The sequence below is a fragment of the Acinetobacter sp. 1124_18A genome, assembly GCF_052824995.1.
Map to the genome: position 1 here is coordinate 207,529 of NZ_VTDF01000005.1, position 16,580 is coordinate 224,108.

Sequence of the window (16,580 nt, forward strand, 5' to 3'; positions counted from 1 at the left end):
CAGCTACCTAAAAAATATGGTTTCATTTCGAATAGCTTATTTTAGGCAAAAAAGGGGTAAACAAACAATTGCTTTTATTGATATTCTTTATTCATGCATATGAAGATAAGTTAATACGTTGATAATCAAACGGATCTTCCATCCTTAAGATGTGTTAGTTTATAAAATCAAAATTATAATATGTTTTATAAAACAATTACTTAAAAAATATTTCCTTTGAATATCCAGATGTCATTTAAGTCAAGGCATCTATTTTATTAAATGCCTTAATTTCTCATTTTTCTTTTACAAATTTTTGATTTTCTGCTTTTTTTGTTGAAAATCACTTAAATCTGTAGAACTAAAGGGTACAGAGCAAATGAATATCTTCAGGTTCTAATTGCCAAAGTTGTTGATCTGGAGCATTTAAAGGTTGTGCACCGTGCTTCATATAGAAATCTACAGTGCGTCGACTGGGGGTTGCTGAAATATACAGTTGATTTGCACCGAGTTGTTTAGCGGACTCTTTTGCATCTTGCATAAGTTTAGCACCAATGCCTTTACCTTGATGGTCTGCATCGACATAGAAATAGTGTAGTAATTTAGCGTTAGAGTAGTCAGCTATAATTTGATTTGACACCACACTCAAGCCAACAAGTTTTTCTGCGGCATCAAATGCACCGATAAATATTGAACCTTGTTCATAGAGTTGTTTTAGTTTAGGTGGGTAATTTTCTAAATGATATGAGTCCCAATGTTGGACATCAAAAAAACAATCAACCAATTCTAAGTGTTGTTGATGTTGAATATACATTTGAGTAATTAATTCACGACGGCTAATCTGCTGCCAAATAAGATCGATTTCTGAACTTTGTAAAGATCTTAAAATCATATAAATATTATTCTCCGAGATGAATAAGCAGACCTGAGCCTGCTTATTCAGACGTGATTTATTAGGATTTTAGTGCAGCTTTTAACTCGTAGAGCTGCTCAAGCGCCTGACGAGGCGATAAGTTATCGACTTCAATTTGCTTAAGTAAATCTAGAGCAGGGGATGAAACCTCTATTTCGACAACTTTCTCTATGACTTGTGAACCAGCGTTCGCATCTGGTGGCGCAAACAAATCATTTTGAAAGCTCGTTTGTAGATGTTGCTGCTGCTGTTTCTCTAAAATACGTAAACGTTTTTGAGCTTCTTTAATTACATTGGCAGGAATACCCGCTAATTTTGCAACCTGTAAACCATGACTTTGACTTGCAGGACCTTGTTGAACCTTATGTAATAAAATCAGGTTACCGTTAAGCTCTTGCGCCGTGACATGGTAGTTATCAATTCCTGCTTCACCACCAAGTTCAGTCAACTCGAAATAATGGGTGGCAAAAAGGCATAAACATTTTACGCGCTTCGTTAAATCAACCACGCATGCCCATGCTAAAGACAAGCCATCATAGGTACTGGTTCCGCGGCCAACTTCATCCATCAAAACAAGCGATTGATTCGTCGCATGATGCAGAATTTGAGAGGTTTCTGTCATTTCAACCATAAAGGTCGATTTGCCTGTAGATAAATCGTCGGCTGAACCAATACGAGTGAAAATACGATCGATTGGACCGAGTTTGGCTGCTTTGGCTGGAATATAACTGCCGCAGTAAGCCAATAAACTAATTAATGCCGTTTGACGCATGAATGTTGATTTACCGCCCATGTTTGGGCCAGTAATGATTGCCATGCGATGTTGACTATCAAGAAAAGTATCATTTGGTGTAAATGGTGCTTTATTTAATGCTTCAACTACAGGGTGACGGCCTGCCTGAATTTTAATGCCCGTTTCTGGGGTAAATTCAGGACGTGCCCAATTGTTTAAGCGTGCTTGATGAGCAAAGTTAGCAACCACATCAATTTGAGCAATTGCTGAACTCATCATTTGGAGATGAGCAATATTTTCGCGAAGGTTTTCAAGTAAAGCTTCAAATAATGCTTTTTCACGTGCTAATGCACGCGACTCGCTCGACAGAACTTTATCTTCAAAACTTTTTAGCTCAGGCGTAATGTAGCGTTCAGCATTTTTTAAAGTCTGGCGACGAATATAATCAGCTGGAGCTTGCTCTGCTTGAGCACGAGTGAGTTCGATGTAGTAACCACTTACACGGTTATAACCGATTTTAAGGGTATTAATGCCAGTACGTTCACGCTCTTTAATTTCTAAATCAATGAGGAATTGACCTGCATGATCGCGAATTTGGCGTAATTCATCGAGATCAGCATCGTAGCCTTCTGCAATTACATTGCCATCACGAAGTAATACAGGTGGGTTTTCAACAATGGCTGCCATCAAATGTTGATGAAGCGCTTTAAAATCACCAAGTTCTTGATCAAGTTGAACTAATAGTTTGGATTTTTTCGCTTGAATGACTGGAGTTAAAGCCGTTCTTAAAGCTGGAATTTGTGCACATGCATGACGAAGCTGTACTAAATCACGTGGTCGCGCACTGCCCAGTGCAACACGACTAAGCACACGCTCAATATCACCAATTTCTTTAAGCACTAAACGAACTGGGCTTTCGTGATATCCCTGAATTAATTGCTCAATGGCATCTAAACGAGCATCGAGTAATGCGGTATCACGAACAGGTTGCATCAGTGTACGGCTTAATAAGCGTCCGCCCATTGCAGTTTGGCAATCATTTACCAGTTGGAATAATGATGTTCCATGTTCAAATAATGGTTCAATAATTTCTAAGTTACGACGTGTGATTGGGTCAAGCGCAATAAAGTCTGTGCTTTGTTCAAGTTGAATTGAACGAATATGCGGTAATGCAGTTTTTTGAGTTTCTTTTGCATAGTGAATGAGTGCAGCGGCAGCAGCTTTGGCTAAAGGTAATGGATCTAAACCAAAACCTGAAAGCGTTGATACCGTAAACTGGTCACATAAGGTTTTTTGTGCATTATTTTGATTGAAGTCTACATTCGGGCGTTTGGTAACGGGACAATCTAAGTGCTTTTTAATTTGTTCGATAATATTCGTGTCGACCAAGTCTTCATCAATTAAGATCTCACTTGGCATTAAACGCGCAAGTTCGATAGGCAATTGTTCTGGCTTGTAATCTTGTTGTTGAACTTTAAAAATGCCTGCACTTAAGTCGAGTAAAGCAAAACCAATCTGGTTTTGATGGATGCATAATGAAACTAGATTGGATGATTGATAACTGCTGAGTAATGCATCATCAGTTAACGTACCCGGAGTAAGAATACGAACAACTTTACGATCAACCGGACCTTTACCTGTCACTTCTCCAACTTGTTCGCAAATGGCTACAGTGCGCCCAGCTTTGACAAGACGTGCAAGATAACCTTCTGCCGCGTGATAGGGAACACCCGCCATTGGAATAGGTCGCCCACTGGCTTTGCCACGATGGGTTAAGGTGATACCTAAAAGTTTGGCTGCTAAATGAGCATCCTCAAAGAAGAGTTCATAAAAGTCACCCATACGGTAAAACAGCAACGCATGTTGATAGTCCGTTTTGACTTTGAGATATTGCTGCATCATAGGTGTATGAGAAGATAAGTCAGCCATGATTTCAGCGCTATTCATGCGTATTAAACCCTTAAAAAATCAATAATAAATAAGTTAACTTTGAAAGTTTGGTTGTCCAACCAATTCTAACAACTTCTGTGTAAATCTGACTTAGTCTAATAAAACAGTATACCTTTTAGTGTACCTTTTTTAGTGTCAATATTGAGTTAACAGTGTGTGAGAACTTAACTTAATTTTTCACGGTTATTATCTTAACAAATTGAGGCTAATTGACAAAAAGGATTCCTCAAATGAGCGAAGAAATAAACAGCAAAAAGAAAGTAACCTTATCAGCTCGGACTATCACTCAATTTCTGCTGCATAAAATCAATAATCGCTCTTGTTTTAGCGGGTAAATAACGGCGATTTGAATAAAGTGCGAACAATTGCAATGGGGCAGCCGATTGTTCAAACTCAATCTCGATTAAACGTCCATCGCTAATGTAGGGTTGGCAGGCTTGTTTGGATAGAATTGCAAAACCGACACCTGATATCGCAGCTTGTCCGGCCATCTCTCCGCTATTTACCCGATAATGCCCTTTAACCTTGATGGTCTCGAATTCTCCCTTTTTATTGACAAATTGCCATGGGGCCCCTTTGAGTGCACTTACTGTTGTAATACAAGGCAATTCTTCAAACTGCTGGATATGAGTCGGGGTGCCGTAACGTTGAATGAGGGATGGGGCTGCAACAATGGTGCAAGGGATAGTCACCAAATGACGGGCGATGTAGTCACTGTTATCCATCTGACCACGGGTAATAATGATAGCTAAATCCAGATCTTCTCGCAGAGATTCAAATCCTGATAAATTTGTGACACAGCTGATCTCTAGATCTGGGTACTGACAGGCGAAATCGGCAATAACAGAACCCAGCAATGCAGGGCCTATTTCATTGGGAATACAGATTCGCAATGGGCCTTTGAGTTGTATTTGCCGCAACGTTAATTCTGTCTCAGTTTGCTCAAGTGCTTCCAGTAATGGCTTTGCTCGAGTGTAGAGTAGCTGCCCCGCCTGAGTGAGTTTCATATGTCGGGTGCTACGCTCAATGAGCTGAAGATCCAATTTTTCTTCTAATTGAGAAATACAGCGGCTAACGTTTGATGTCGGCATTTCAAGGATTTTCGATGCCCCAACAAAACTTTCTCTTTCAACCACCGCAATGAACACTTTCAGGGCATTAAAATCCAGAGTCGGACGCATCAATTATCCTATATTTGATAATAATAAGTGCCATTTCTACCATATAATAAAAACCATTGATAGCAGTTAAACTCGGATATCTTTCATCCATAGGTTGCTTGCTATGCCCCCAGTCATGCAGACATTTAATCATAAAGCTCTCATGCGGATAGCCATTGTAATTACTTTTGTCCAGTTCACGAATGCACTGGAATATATGGTGTTCAACCCTGTATTTGTTTTTATGGCAATAGATTTTGCAGTGCCTGTATCATTCTCAGGCTATGTGTCAGGCATGTACACACTTGGTGCTGTTCTTTCGGGAGTTATTGCCTTTTACTGGATTGGTCATTTCAATAAGAAAAAATTTTTAATCGCTAATATGGTGCTGTTAGGTTTACTGACACTTTTGACTACATGCACATCCAGTTTTAGTCTTCTGCTCGCACTACGATTCTGCGCAGGATTAGTTGGCGGTACGACCATGGGTGTAGGTATAAGTATATTGATAAACAACGCACCACCTAACTTACGGGGGAAAATGTTGGCGACGGTGATTGCGTCATTTTCGATGGTAAGTATTGTCGGAATGCCCACGATATTATTTTTGTGCACACATTATGGCTGGCATGTGGCTTTGTGGCTCATAAGTACCTTGTGTGTATTGGCACTGCCATTGATTGTATCCCTCATACCCCAAGACCTAGTCTCTTTAGACACACCCCGTGCGCTGCCTCTCGATATGGATACTTTACTGTTCGCTTCCAGTAATGCGCTTGTTCAGTTTAGTCCTATGCTGGTTATTCCTATTTTGGCACCATTAATGATACAGCAGTTGGGCGCTTCGCAAGACCTATTGCCTTGGCTCTTCTTCAGCGGGGGCATGATAGGTTATCTGTCTACAAAAATTACAGGGGCATTAACCTCTCGTTTTTCTGCTTTGATGCTGGCGACAGCTTCAACCATCGTTTTTATATTGAGTTTGTTGATACCAATTTTAGGCTATCAGCATGCGACGTTATTTATTACTTTATTTCTCGGCGCATCTTACAGTCGTTTGGTGTCATCTTCGGTGGTTACGATTCAGTTTCCTGATGATAGGCAAAGAGCTGGGTTTTCTTCATTACAGACCTCAATCATGTATCTGGTTACAACCATCGCATTTTTCCTGTCTGCTTTTTTATTACCTGATCATGGTATGACACCACAAAATGTAAACAAGTTACTGATGATATGTGTAATTTTAGCAGCAGGATTTCCAATTCTCATTATTATTCTGCAAAAGAAACTGGCTAAACGTTTGCATCTAACATAATTCTAAAGTTGTTATTTTTGATCCATTAAAAGGGTGACGACTAAAAAGATTTCGGCCTTTGATTTATCACTAGCTTGAAGACTACATTATTTCTTGTGGTGTAAGTTTAACGCCTATGTAAGATAAAAAACTGATGGATAAACTGAATATCCATCAGTTTGAGCTCTATTTATAAATCACGAGCAACTAAAGTCAAAATATCGTAAGTTGCGACAAGTTCACCGCGTTGGTTTTTGACTTTAATATCCCACACCACAACCCCATGCGCAGGCTGAGATGGGTCTTTTTGTGGCTTAGGTGTTTTTTGTTTGCAGGTCAGTTCAACCTGAATCGAGTCACCAATTTTAACTGGTTCAACAAAGCGTAAGTTGTCCATACCGTAATTGGCAATCACTGGACCTTGAGCTGCATCTACAAATAGACCTGCTGCGGCAGACACAATGAAGTAGCCATGTGCAACGCGCTCACCAAAGAAAGACTCGGCAGCTGCAATTTTGTCGGTATGCGCATAGAAGTAATCACCACTTAAACCAGCAAAGTTAACAATATCTGCTTCGCTTACGGTGCGACGCGCCGTTAATAGGCGTTCACCAATCACTAACTCATCAAAAGATTTTTTAAATGGATGTACGCGGTCTTCGTTAACTTTCGAGCCAGCAGTCCATGAATGGGTAATTTGAGTCAGGCTATTTGGAGAACCTTGAATTGCAGTACGCTGCATGTAGTGTTTAACCGCGCGAATGCCACCTAATTCTTCACCGCCACCTGCACGACCAGGGCCGCCGTGTACTAAATGCGGAAGTGGTGAACCATGTCCTGTACTTTCTTTTGCTGACTCTGCATCGAGTACATGCACACGTCCATGCCAAGGTGCAATTTTTTGAATAATCTGTTCGATATTTTCATCGTTATTTTTAACAACTGAAGCCACTAAGCTACCTTCACCACGTGAAACGAGATCGGCAAGTTCCTCAATGTTTTGATATGGCATGAGTGTACATACTGGACCGAAAGCTTCTGTTGTATGAACATGTGTCGCTTGCAAAGGTTGTTCGCATAACAATAAAGTTGGAGCGAAAAAAGCACCTTTTTCAGGATGATCTGCATTAAATGTAAAGCTATCGTTGCCACCAAAAACAATTTTTGCGTCTTTGCTGAGTTCAGCAACTTTTTCTGCGACGTCATGTTTTTGTTTAATGCTCGCTAAAGCCCCCATTGTAGTTTCTTCTTTTTGAGGGTCGCCCACCACAACTTTAGCAAGTTTAGCAGTTAGCTTTTCTTGTACAGTAGTTAACAAATTTTCAGGAACGAAAGCACGACGAATCGCAGTACATTTTTGGCCTGCTTTTGTGGTCATTTCACGGAAGACTTCACGCACAAACAAATCTATCGTTTCTTCATTTGCTTGAGGACTTAAAATTGCACTGTTTACCGAGTCGGCTTCCATGCTAAATGGAATCGAATATTTATTGAGGTGAGGGTGATTACGTAATTTTTGACCTGTGTAAGCAGAACCTGTAAACGTAACGCAGTCTTGAGGTCCTAAGTGATCGAACAGGTCATAAGTCTGACCGCAAATGAGTTGTAGTGAGCCTTTTGGTAATACATGCGCTTCTTCAATGGCTTTTACAACCGCTTGAGTTAATTGAGAGCCATCGGTTGCAGGTTTAACAATACATGGCACACCTGCAAGTAGAGTCGGTGCAATCTTTTCAAGCATTCCCCAAATTGGGAAGTTAAAAGCATTGATATGAACGGCAACACCCGCTTTAGGACTTAAAATGTGTTTAGCACCAAAAGTTCCATTTTTAGATAATTGAATCCAGCTATCTTCAGTAATAATTTTTTCATCATTGAGTTCACGTCGAACCAAACTCGAATAAGCAAATAATGTCTGGATGCCACCTTCAATATCAATCCATGCATCTTTACGAGTTGCACCTGTCGCATAAGCAAGTTTGTAGAACTCTTCTTTACGCTCAAGTAAATATTGGGCAATTTGTTTTAACGCATTTGCACGTTGGTGAAATGTCCAGTTAGCCAGTTCTGAACCATTTTGTTTGGCATATTGAACAACACGTTTCATATCAATGCCATGACTACTTACGGCATAAATCGATTCACCTGTAATGGCGTGATAAACAGGACGTAGTTCTTCACTCGTCGAATGCCATGTTCCATAGACATAAGAAGCAAGATGAGACAGTTGATGCTCAGACTGCTGAAAATCTGTGTCAGTTGAGGTTCCTTCTAGGTGTGCTTGTTCAAGCATGACCAAACTCCTTTTTTATGTGATACATCAATTATAAAAACTGCAAAAATATGATTCATAATTTCAGATTAATTTGTCTAAAAGTCAACTTTATTTTGATTTGTAAAAGTAAAAAGGTTTTTTACAATTGGTTTAAGTTTAATAATTTCAATAATTTGATGTGCTTTGCTGCTGGTAATTTAATTTGATACTAAAAAAGTGATTGACTTTGTTTTTAGTGTATCGAAAAATAGATTCAAGGGTGATACCTACAGGGAATGAAAGAATGGAAAACAACTACCAGAAATTTGAACAAAATATTGCCAATGAAATTACGATCGAGGCTAAGGATCAAATGCCCGATGCCTACCGCAAAACATTGATTCGTCAAATTGGGCAACATGGCCATTCTGAAATTGTAGGTATGTTGCCTGAAGGAAACTGGATTACTCGTGCGCCGACTTTAAAACGTAAAGCGGTTTTGCTCGCGAAAGTACAAGATGAAGCAGGTCATGGCTTATATCTGTATAGCGCCGCAGAAACCTTAGGTGCTGACCGTGATGACATGATGGAAAAATTGATTGATGGGAAAATGAAATACTCATCAATTTTTAACTATCCAACTTTGACTTGGGCAGATGTTGCTGCAATTGGTTGGCTTGTCGATGGGGCAGCCATTGTGAACCAAGTTGCGCTTTGCCGTACGTCTTACGGACCGTATGCACGTGCAATGGTACGTATTTGTAAAGAAGAAAGTTTCCACCAACGCCAAGGTTTTGAAGCCATGATGGCTTTGGCAGGCGGTACACCAGAACAAAAACAGATGGCACAAGATGCAGTAAATCGCTATTGGTGGCCAGCACTCATGATGTTTGGTCCAAGTGATGAGCATTCTCCAAACAGCGCGCAAAGCATGGCATGGAAAATCAAACGCTTCGGTAACGATGAATTACGTCAAAAGTTCGTTGATAACACGGTGCCGCAAATTTTACAGCTTGGTTTAGAAGTACCAGACCCAGATTTAAAACTGAATGAAGAAACAGGTCACTACGAGTTTGGCGAGATCGACTGGCACGAATTTAATGAAGTAATTGCCGGACGTGGACCATGTAATCACGAGCGTATCGAAGCGCGCCGTAAAGCTTGGGAAAACGGCAAATGGGTTCGTGATGCAGCAGTGGTCTATGCGAAAAAACAGCAGCTTGAAGCGAACAAAGTGGCTTAACAAGATTTATGGAAAAATTTGAGGAAATCAAAATGGAAGATAAAAACAACTGGTCGCTCTACGAAGTATTTGTACGTAGTAAACAAGGTTTAAGCCACCGTCATGTAGGCAGCTTAAGAGCACCGGATGATGAAATTGCACTGCAACATGCTCGTGATGTTTATACACGCCGTAATGAAGGAATTAGCATTTGGGTCATTCGTTCGGAAATGATTAGATCTTCACAACCTGATGAAAAATCAGAATTTTTCGATCCGTCATTAGATAAGGTCTACCGCCACCCAACTTTCTACCATATCCCAGATGGCATTGAGCATATGTAAGGAAGAATGGAAATGAATAATACAGTTTTATCTAAATTCTTATTACATATTGGCGACAGTCAACTGGTTTTATCGCAGCGTTTGGCTGAATGGTGCGGGCATGCGCCTGAGCTTGAAATTGATATTGCTTTAGCAAATATCGGTTTGGACTTGTTAGGTCAGGCAAGAAACTTTCTGACTTTAGCTGGGCAGTATGATGAGGCTAAGCGTGATGAAGATCAGCTTGCGTATTTCCGTACTGAACGTGAGTTTTTAAACCTACTGTTGTGTGAACAACCGAATGGCGATTTTGCACAAACGATTGTACGCCAATGGTTGATGGATCATTACCATCTTCATTTAATGACTGCTTTAACACAGAGCTCGCTTCCAGAAGTAGGTGCGCTTGCTGTCAAATCTTTAAAAGAAGTGAAATACCACATTCGCTTTTCGACAAGCTGGATGGAGCGTTTAAGTTTAAGCACAGATGAAGCGCATCAACGTGTGCAAGAGGGATTAAATAATTTATGGCGTTTTACTGCTGAATTATTTGAACTCAATACAGACGAACAAGCATTAGTCGCACAAGGCGTGATTCCAGATTTTTCAAATGAAAAAGAACAATGGAACCAAACCATTGCAGATGAGCTTAAGCGTTTTGAATTAAATGTTGCTGTGAACGGTGCTTATCGCCGTGGTGCAAAACAAGGATTGCATACCGAGCATTTAGGTTATTTGTTGGCTGAAATGCAGAGTATTCAAAGAACTTATCCAGGAATGACCTGGTAAGACAAGGAGGTGAGCCATGCAAATGATTCGTCATTGCATCGACCAATGTTGGGATGTTCTACAAACGGTAAGTGACCCTGAAATTCCGGTTTTATCTGTTGTGGATTTAGGCATGATTCGCGGTGTAGAAATTAACGATCAACAAGAAATTATTGTTCGTTTAACTCCGACATATAGCGGTTGTCCAGCAACAGACATGTTGAAAGCACAAATTGCTGAAGCATTTACCGCAGAAGCTTTGACACCAGTCAAAGTCATGGTCGATTTATCAGAAGCATGGACCACCGACTGGATGTCTGAGGCGGGTAAAAAGAAACTGCAAGTTTATGGCATTGCACCACCTGAAGGGTTGGCGCATCAGTGTGGTACTCACGTTAATTTAAAAAATGGTGTTGAGTGTCCACGTTGCAAAAGCCGACATACCCGACTGTTAACAGAGTTTAGTTCTACCGCCTGTAAAGCACTTTATAAATGTCAGGACTGTCTTGAGCCTTTTGATTACTTCAAATGTATTTAAGTCTTTAGATAAGGAAATCAGCCATGAGCCAATTTGTACCATTAAAAGTAAAAAGTATTACGCCTCAAACCGATCAGGCAATTTGTATTGCATTTGACGTTGTACCTGAACAACAAGAACAATTCCAATTTCAACCGGGGCAACACTTAACCATTCGCCACTTAACTGAAGCTGGTGAAATCCGCCGTTGTTATTCAATTTGTAGCTATGCAGCAAAAGAAGACATCAGTATTGCGGTTAAAAAAATTGATCAGGGGCAATTTTCACATTGGGCAAATGACCATTTACAAGTGGGCGATGTGCTTGAAGTGATGCCACCACAAGGCGTGTTTTTTCAAAAAGCAGCAAAGGCTGGTGGGCAAAACTATTTAGGCGTTGCTGCGGGCAGTGGTATTACCCCAATTTTATCGATTGTTAAGCAAGTATTGTTTGAACAACCTCAAGCTAAATTTACGTTGCTCTATGGCAATCGCTCATGGAAACAAACCATGTTTGCCGAGCAAATTATGGATTTGAAAGATCAGTTTAAAGAGCGTTTTCAACTCATCAATATTTTTTCTCGTGAGTTCAACGACAGTGAACTGATGAATGGTCGTATTGATGCAGAAAAGCTAAAACAGCTTTTTGATTTTAATGTGCTTGAAACGAGTTTTGACCATGTTTTTGCCTGTGGTCCAGAAGAAATGATGAATGCTGTAGAAAGCACGTTACCAAATTATGGGATTGCAGCAGAGAAAATTCACACTGAACGTTTCCATACAGGGCAAGCCCGTAAACGTAGTGCTGAAGCTGATGCAAACCGCAAAGAAGAAAAAGTAAACATCATTTTAGATGGTCGTGAGCTGATCGTTTCTGTGGCTCAAGACGATGAAAGTATTCTTGATGCGGCTTTACGTGCTGGTGCTGATTTACCGTATGCCTGTAAAGGTGGGGTGTGTGCGACCTGTCGTTGTAAAGTTGTTTCTGGTGAAGTCGATATGTTCCTTAATTATAGTCTTGAAAAAGATGAAGTCGAAAGGGGCTATGTGCTCAGTTGCCAGACCTTACCAAAGGGTTCAAATGTTCGTTTGAGTTTTGATGAATAGAGGCCTTTCATGCAAGAGTTGATCAAAGCCAGCACAGCAGCTGACGGTGTCTTGTTATTAACACTAAACCGTCCAGAAAAAAGAAATGCTTTAAACAATGCAACATTGCAATGTTTATGCGAGTTGCTCGAAGAAGCTGAACATAATGCTCAAGTCAAAGCGGTGGTTTTAACGGGTAACGCTCAATGTTTTGCGGCTGGGGCAGATCTTACAGAATTGGCTGCTATGGACTCTGTCGCTTTGCAACTCGATATTCGTCCGAAGCTTTGGCAAAAAATTGATGCTTTTAGTAAGCCGCTCATTACCGCAGTGAATGGCTATGCCTTAGGCGCTGGGTTTGAGTTAGTTTTGCATTCAGATATGGTGATTTGCGGTGAAAATGCCCGTTTTGCTTTACCTGAAATTGGCCTTGGCATGTTACCGGGTGCAGGGGGAACACAGCGTTTAGCTCGCTTGGTTGGACAACAACTCACCATGCGCTGGGCAATGACAGGTGAGATGATTTCGGCGAAACAAGCAGAGCAACATGGTATTTGCAGCCAAGTGGTACCGACTGAATTAACCGTTGAATATGCTATTCAACTTGCAGCCAAAATTGCGAAACAAGCGCCTTTAGCGATTCGCGTGATTAAACAATCAATTAAAAATATTCATGAAACGACTTTAAGTCAGGGACTCAAGTTTGAACGACAAAACTTTGTCTGGCTGGCGGCTACAAAAGATCGAAACGAAGGGATTAATGCTTTCTTTGAGAAAAGAAAGCCAGTGTTTAGAGGTGAGTGATGGACTATCAAAATATTATTGCTGAAGAAAAAAATGGTGTTGGCTACCTGACATTTAACCGCCCAAAAGCACTGAATAGCTTTAACGTTGATATGCATCGTGAAGTGGCAGAGGTTTTAAACCTTTGGACCAAAAATCCGGATGTTCGCTGTGTGGTGATTAGTGGCGAAGGTCGTGGCTTTTGTGCAGGGCAAGATTTAGGTGACCGGGTAGTAGACCCAAATGCTGAAGCTCCAGATTTAGGATATTCCATTGAAACTTACTATAACCCGCTCATTAAAACGATTGTAAATATGCCAAAGCCTGTGATTTGCGCCGTAAATGGTGTGGCAGCAGGTGCAGGGGCAAATATTGCACTGGCATGTGATTTGGTGATTGCAGCCAAATCGGCAAACTTTGTGCAAGCATTTTGTCGCTTAGGTTTGGTTCCAGACTCGGCTGGTACATGGTTTTTACCACGTGCCGTAGGCCATGCGCGTGCGATGGGTTTGACTCTGTTAGGTGACAAGCTACCAGCAGAAACCGCAAAAGAATGGGGCATGATTTGGGATGTGGTTGAAGACGCTGAGCTTAAAGCAAAAGTCACTGAACTCGCGGAGCGTTTAGCGAAACAGCCTACTTTCGGTTTATCTCTTATTAAAAAAGCCATTCATCAATCAAGCAATAACACCTTTGATGAACAAGTGTTGTTAGAGCGTGACTTACAACGCATTGCTGGTCGTTCAGAAGATTATCGTGAAGGTGTTCAAGCCTTTATGAATAAACGTGAACCAAATTTTAAAGGGCGCTAAGCATGACAGATTTAGACTTATCTCGTGCCCAAATTGCCGTCATTGGTTCTGGCACCATGGGCATCGGCATCGCCCAGTTAGCGATCGTCAATGGGCACTCGACCATTTTATATGATCTGGATGCTCAAAAAGCGCAACAAGCCGTTGAGGGCTTGGGGCAGACGTTTAAAAAGCTGGTTGAAAAGAGCAAGCTCACACAACAGCAAGCGGATGAAGCCTTGGCGCGTTTAACTGTGGTGAATCAAGTTGAAGCGCTGCGTGATGCTGACTTGGTGATTGAAGCGGTCGTTGAGAAAAAAGAAGTTAAACAGTCTTTATTTAAGCAACTTGCTGAAATTTGTAGTGCGCAAACTATTTTTGCAAGTAATACATCTTCAATTTCAGTGACTGCAATTTCGGCGGGCATTGCTCATCCTGAGCGTGTGGTCGGTTTACACTTTTTTAACCCTGCGCCAGTGATGAAACTGGTGGAAATCGTACAAGGCTTAAAAACCCCAAACAGCTTATGTTTGGCTTTAAAAAACTTGATGCTCGGCTGGAAAAAAATCCCAGTATTAACCAAGTCGACTCCCGGTTTTATTGTGAACCGAATTGCACGTCCGTTTTATGCTGAAGGCTTTAGAGCACTGCAAGAACAAGTCACCAGCTACGACCAGCTAGACTACGCCTTAAAGCAATGTGGCGGTTTTGCGATGGGGCCGTGTGAACTTACAGACCTCATTGGTCAAGATGTTAACTTTTCTGTGACCCAAAGCGTTTATCAAGAATTTTTTTACGAGCCACGCTACCGTCCAAGTCTAATTCAAAAAGAATTGGTCGATGCAGGAGCTTGGGGCCGTAAGTCGAAACAGGGCTTTTATCGCTATAACGAAAAAAATCAGTACGAGACATTTCAGCCCCAAGCTGTGGTTGCCAAGCCAGTCGATGGCCATATTCAGCTAAAAGGGACTTGGTCTCAGCTACCTGCGTTTTTAACGCGTTTAGGTTTAAAAAGCGGATCTGCCAGCGACGATAATATCCTTCAAATTGATGATATCGATTTACGTTTAAGCCAAGGTGAGTCGGCCAATATTCATTACCTGAGCCGTAAAGTGGTTTTGATGGATTGGCATCATGATTTTGAGCAAGCAGAGGCTTTAGTACTCAGTCATAACGAGCTTTGTGAAGCAAGTGATTTGGCTAAAGTTGAAGCTTACTTTGCACAGTTTGGCATCAGCGTGATGTGGATTAAGGACCATCCAGCACTGTTAACCTTACGCACCATCGCTTTACTCATTAATGAAGCCTGCGAAGCAAGCTTACATGGTGTTGCGAGTCTGGAAGATATTGATAATGCCATGAAATATGGAGTGAATTATCCTAAGGGTCCTTACCAGTGGTTGACACAAATGGGCGGTGCTTATGTGCTCCAAACCTTAAATAACTTATATGCACTGTATGGAGAGGAAAAATATCGCGCGAGTATCTACCTCAAGCAATACGTAGCGAAAACTCAAAACATTGCTACTCAATATTCACGTGATATGACCGAATTTGCATAATCAGGAGTCAACATGGAAGACGTTTTAATTTGCGATTTTATTCGTACCCCAATTGGACGATATGCAGGTGCCCTAAGTGCTGTACGTGCAGATGATTTAGCTGCATTGCCAATCAAATATTTAAAAGATAAACACCCGAACTTACCATGGAATACGGTAGACGAAGTATTTTTAGGATGTGCTAACCAAGCAGGTGAAGACAACCGTAACGTTGCACGTATGGCAACACTCTTGGCTGGCTTACCAGATACAGTGCCAGCCATGACAGTCAATCGCTTGTGTGCATCGGGTTTAGATGCTGTGGGACTTGCAGCACGCTCAATTAAAGCTGGTGAAGCGCAGTTTGTATTGGCAGGTGGCGTTGAGTCGATGAGCCGTGCGCCATTTGTACAAGCTAAACCAACCGAAGCGTTTAGCCGCACACCTGAAATTTACGACACGACTATTGGCTGGCGCTTTGTAAATAAGCAATTCAAAGCACAATACGGTACCGACAGCATGCCGGAAACTGCCGAAAATGTAGCTGAAAAATATCAGATTAGTCGTGAAGACCAAGATGTGTTTGCATTGCGTAGCCAACAAAAAACGGCTGCGGCACAACAAAACGGTTTCTTTAACGATGAGATTTTACCTGTCGAGATTGTAGATCGTAAGAAAAACGTGAACGTTGTTAATCGAGACGAACATCCTCGTGAAACAACACTTGAAGCACTCGCAAAACTAAAAGCCCCGTTTAAAAAAGAAGGTGGCTCGGTGACTGCCGGAAATGCCTCTGGTGTAAATGATGGCGCTGCATGTGTGTTAATTACCAACCGTGAATTTGCAGATACACATGGTTTAAAACCTTTAGCACGTGTGATTGGCATTGCAAGTGCAGGGGTTGAACCCAAATATATGGGTATAGGTCCTGTTCCTGCTGTGCAGAAAATTTTAAAGCAAACAGGTTTAACGCTAGATCAGATGGATGTGATTGAGCTGAATGAAGCATTCGCAGCCCAATCTTTGGCTTGTATGCGTGAACTCGGTCTAAAAGATGACGATGAACGCGTTAACCCAAATGGTGGTGCGATTGCGTTAGGCCATCCGCTAGGTATGAGTGGTACACGTTTAGTGATTACTGCAACACGTGAGCTAAAAAAACGAGGTGGACGCTATGCACTTTGCACGATGTGTGTGGGTGTTGGACAAGGCGTCGCACTGATTTTGGAAAATTTAAATTAATTCAGACGGTTTTAAAAATTACATA

The 16,580-nt window shown here is 41.3% G+C and carries 14 protein-coding genes; 10 read left to right on the top strand and 4 right to left on the bottom strand.

All coding sequences use genetic code 11. The annotated features are described in order from the left end of the window. Window positions 1-340 precede the first annotated feature (340 nt). The 3 genes from FY048_RS12350 to FY048_RS12360 form a co-directional block, all read right to left on the bottom strand. A complete protein-coding gene (locus FY048_RS12350; protein ID WP_446091328.1) occupies window positions 341-871 on the bottom strand; it encodes a GNAT family N-acetyltransferase in 531 nt (176 codons plus the stop codon). Between the two features lie 61 nt (window positions 872-932). After that, the gene (mutS, locus tag FY048_RS12355; protein ID WP_045435827.1) at window positions 933-3,572 is read right to left on the bottom strand and encodes a DNA mismatch repair protein MutS; all 2,640 of its coding nucleotides are present in this window, start codon (window positions 3,570-3,572) and stop codon (window positions 933-935) included. Window positions 3,573-3,844: 272 nt separating this feature from the next. After that, window positions 3,845-4,756 carry a LysR family transcriptional regulator gene (locus FY048_RS12360; RefSeq protein ID WP_446091329.1) on the bottom strand — a complete coding sequence of 304 codons (912 nt, stop codon included), beginning with the start codon at window positions 4,754-4,756 and terminating at the stop codon, window positions 3,845-3,847. Window positions 4,757-4,859: 103 nt separating this feature from the next. On the opposite strand from FY048_RS12360, the gene FY048_RS12365 reads away from it, so the two are divergent. Continuing rightward, complete coding sequence (locus FY048_RS12365) at window positions 4,860-6,050, top strand: MFS transporter (protein WP_446091330.1); 1,191 nt, start codon at window positions 4,860-4,862, stop codon at window positions 6,048-6,050. Window positions 6,051-6,219: 169 nt separating this feature from the next. On the opposite strand, the gene paaZ is transcribed toward FY048_RS12365, so the two are convergent. Next, window positions 6,220-8,322 (bottom strand): phenylacetic acid degradation bifunctional protein PaaZ, encoded by a 2,103-nt coding sequence (gene paaZ / locus FY048_RS12370; protein WP_446091331.1) that lies wholly within the window; start codon window positions 8,320-8,322, stop codon window positions 6,220-6,222. Window positions 8,323-8,587: 265 nt separating this feature from the next. On the opposite strand from paaZ, the gene paaA reads away from it, so the two are divergent. From paaA to pcaF, 9 genes are read left to right on the top strand one after another with little or no spacing between them, the layout of a single operon-like run. After that, entirely contained in the window at window positions 8,588-9,526 is a 939-nt protein-coding gene (gene paaA / locus FY048_RS12375; protein WP_016138686.1) for a 1,2-phenylacetyl-CoA epoxidase subunit PaaA, read from the top strand. A 32-nt stretch (window positions 9,527-9,558) separates the two neighbouring features. Further along, window positions 9,559-9,849, top strand: coding sequence for a 1,2-phenylacetyl-CoA epoxidase subunit PaaB (paaB, locus tag FY048_RS12380; RefSeq protein WP_016138685.1), 291 nt, complete (start codon window positions 9,559-9,561; stop codon window positions 9,847-9,849). A gap of 12 nt (window positions 9,850-9,861) precedes the next feature. Continuing rightward, window positions 9,862-10,617, top strand: coding sequence for a 1,2-phenylacetyl-CoA epoxidase subunit PaaC (paaC, locus tag FY048_RS12385; protein ID WP_446091332.1), 756 nt, complete (start codon window positions 9,862-9,864; stop codon window positions 10,615-10,617). Window positions 10,618-10,633: 16 nt separating this feature from the next. After that, window positions 10,634-11,134 (top strand): 1,2-phenylacetyl-CoA epoxidase subunit PaaD, encoded by a 501-nt coding sequence (gene paaD / locus FY048_RS12390; RefSeq protein WP_446091333.1) that lies wholly within the window; start codon window positions 10,634-10,636, stop codon window positions 11,132-11,134. Between the two features lie 23 nt (window positions 11,135-11,157). Further along, on the top strand, window positions 11,158-12,219 hold the full coding sequence (paaE, locus tag FY048_RS12395) for a 1,2-phenylacetyl-CoA epoxidase subunit PaaE (protein WP_446091334.1): 1,062 nt from the start codon (window positions 11,158-11,160) through the stop codon (window positions 12,217-12,219). A gap of 9 nt (window positions 12,220-12,228) precedes the next feature. Further along, window positions 12,229-13,002, top strand: a complete 774-nt coding sequence (locus FY048_RS12400; RefSeq protein ID WP_446091335.1) for an enoyl-CoA hydratase-related protein — start codon at window positions 12,229-12,231, stop codon at window positions 13,000-13,002. Continuing rightward, window positions 13,002-13,793 (top strand): 2-(1,2-epoxy-1,2-dihydrophenyl)acetyl-CoA isomerase PaaG, encoded by a 792-nt coding sequence (paaG, locus tag FY048_RS12405; RefSeq protein ID WP_130118533.1) that lies wholly within the window; start codon window positions 13,002-13,004, stop codon window positions 13,791-13,793. Before FY048_RS12400 ends, paaG begins: the two co-directional genes overlap by 1 nt. A gap of 2 nt (window positions 13,794-13,795) precedes the next feature. After that, window positions 13,796-15,334 carry a 3-hydroxyacyl-CoA dehydrogenase gene (locus tag FY048_RS12410; protein ID WP_446091336.1) on the top strand — a complete coding sequence of 513 codons (1,539 nt, stop codon included), beginning with the start codon at window positions 13,796-13,798 and terminating at the stop codon, window positions 15,332-15,334. A gap of 12 nt (window positions 15,335-15,346) precedes the next feature. Further along, window positions 15,347-16,555: a 3-oxoadipyl-CoA thiolase gene (pcaF, locus tag FY048_RS12415; protein ID WP_446091337.1), complete on the top strand. Its 1,209-nt coding sequence runs from the start codon at window positions 15,347-15,349 to the stop codon at window positions 16,553-16,555. The last annotated feature ends 25 nt before the right edge of the window (window positions 16,556-16,580 follow it).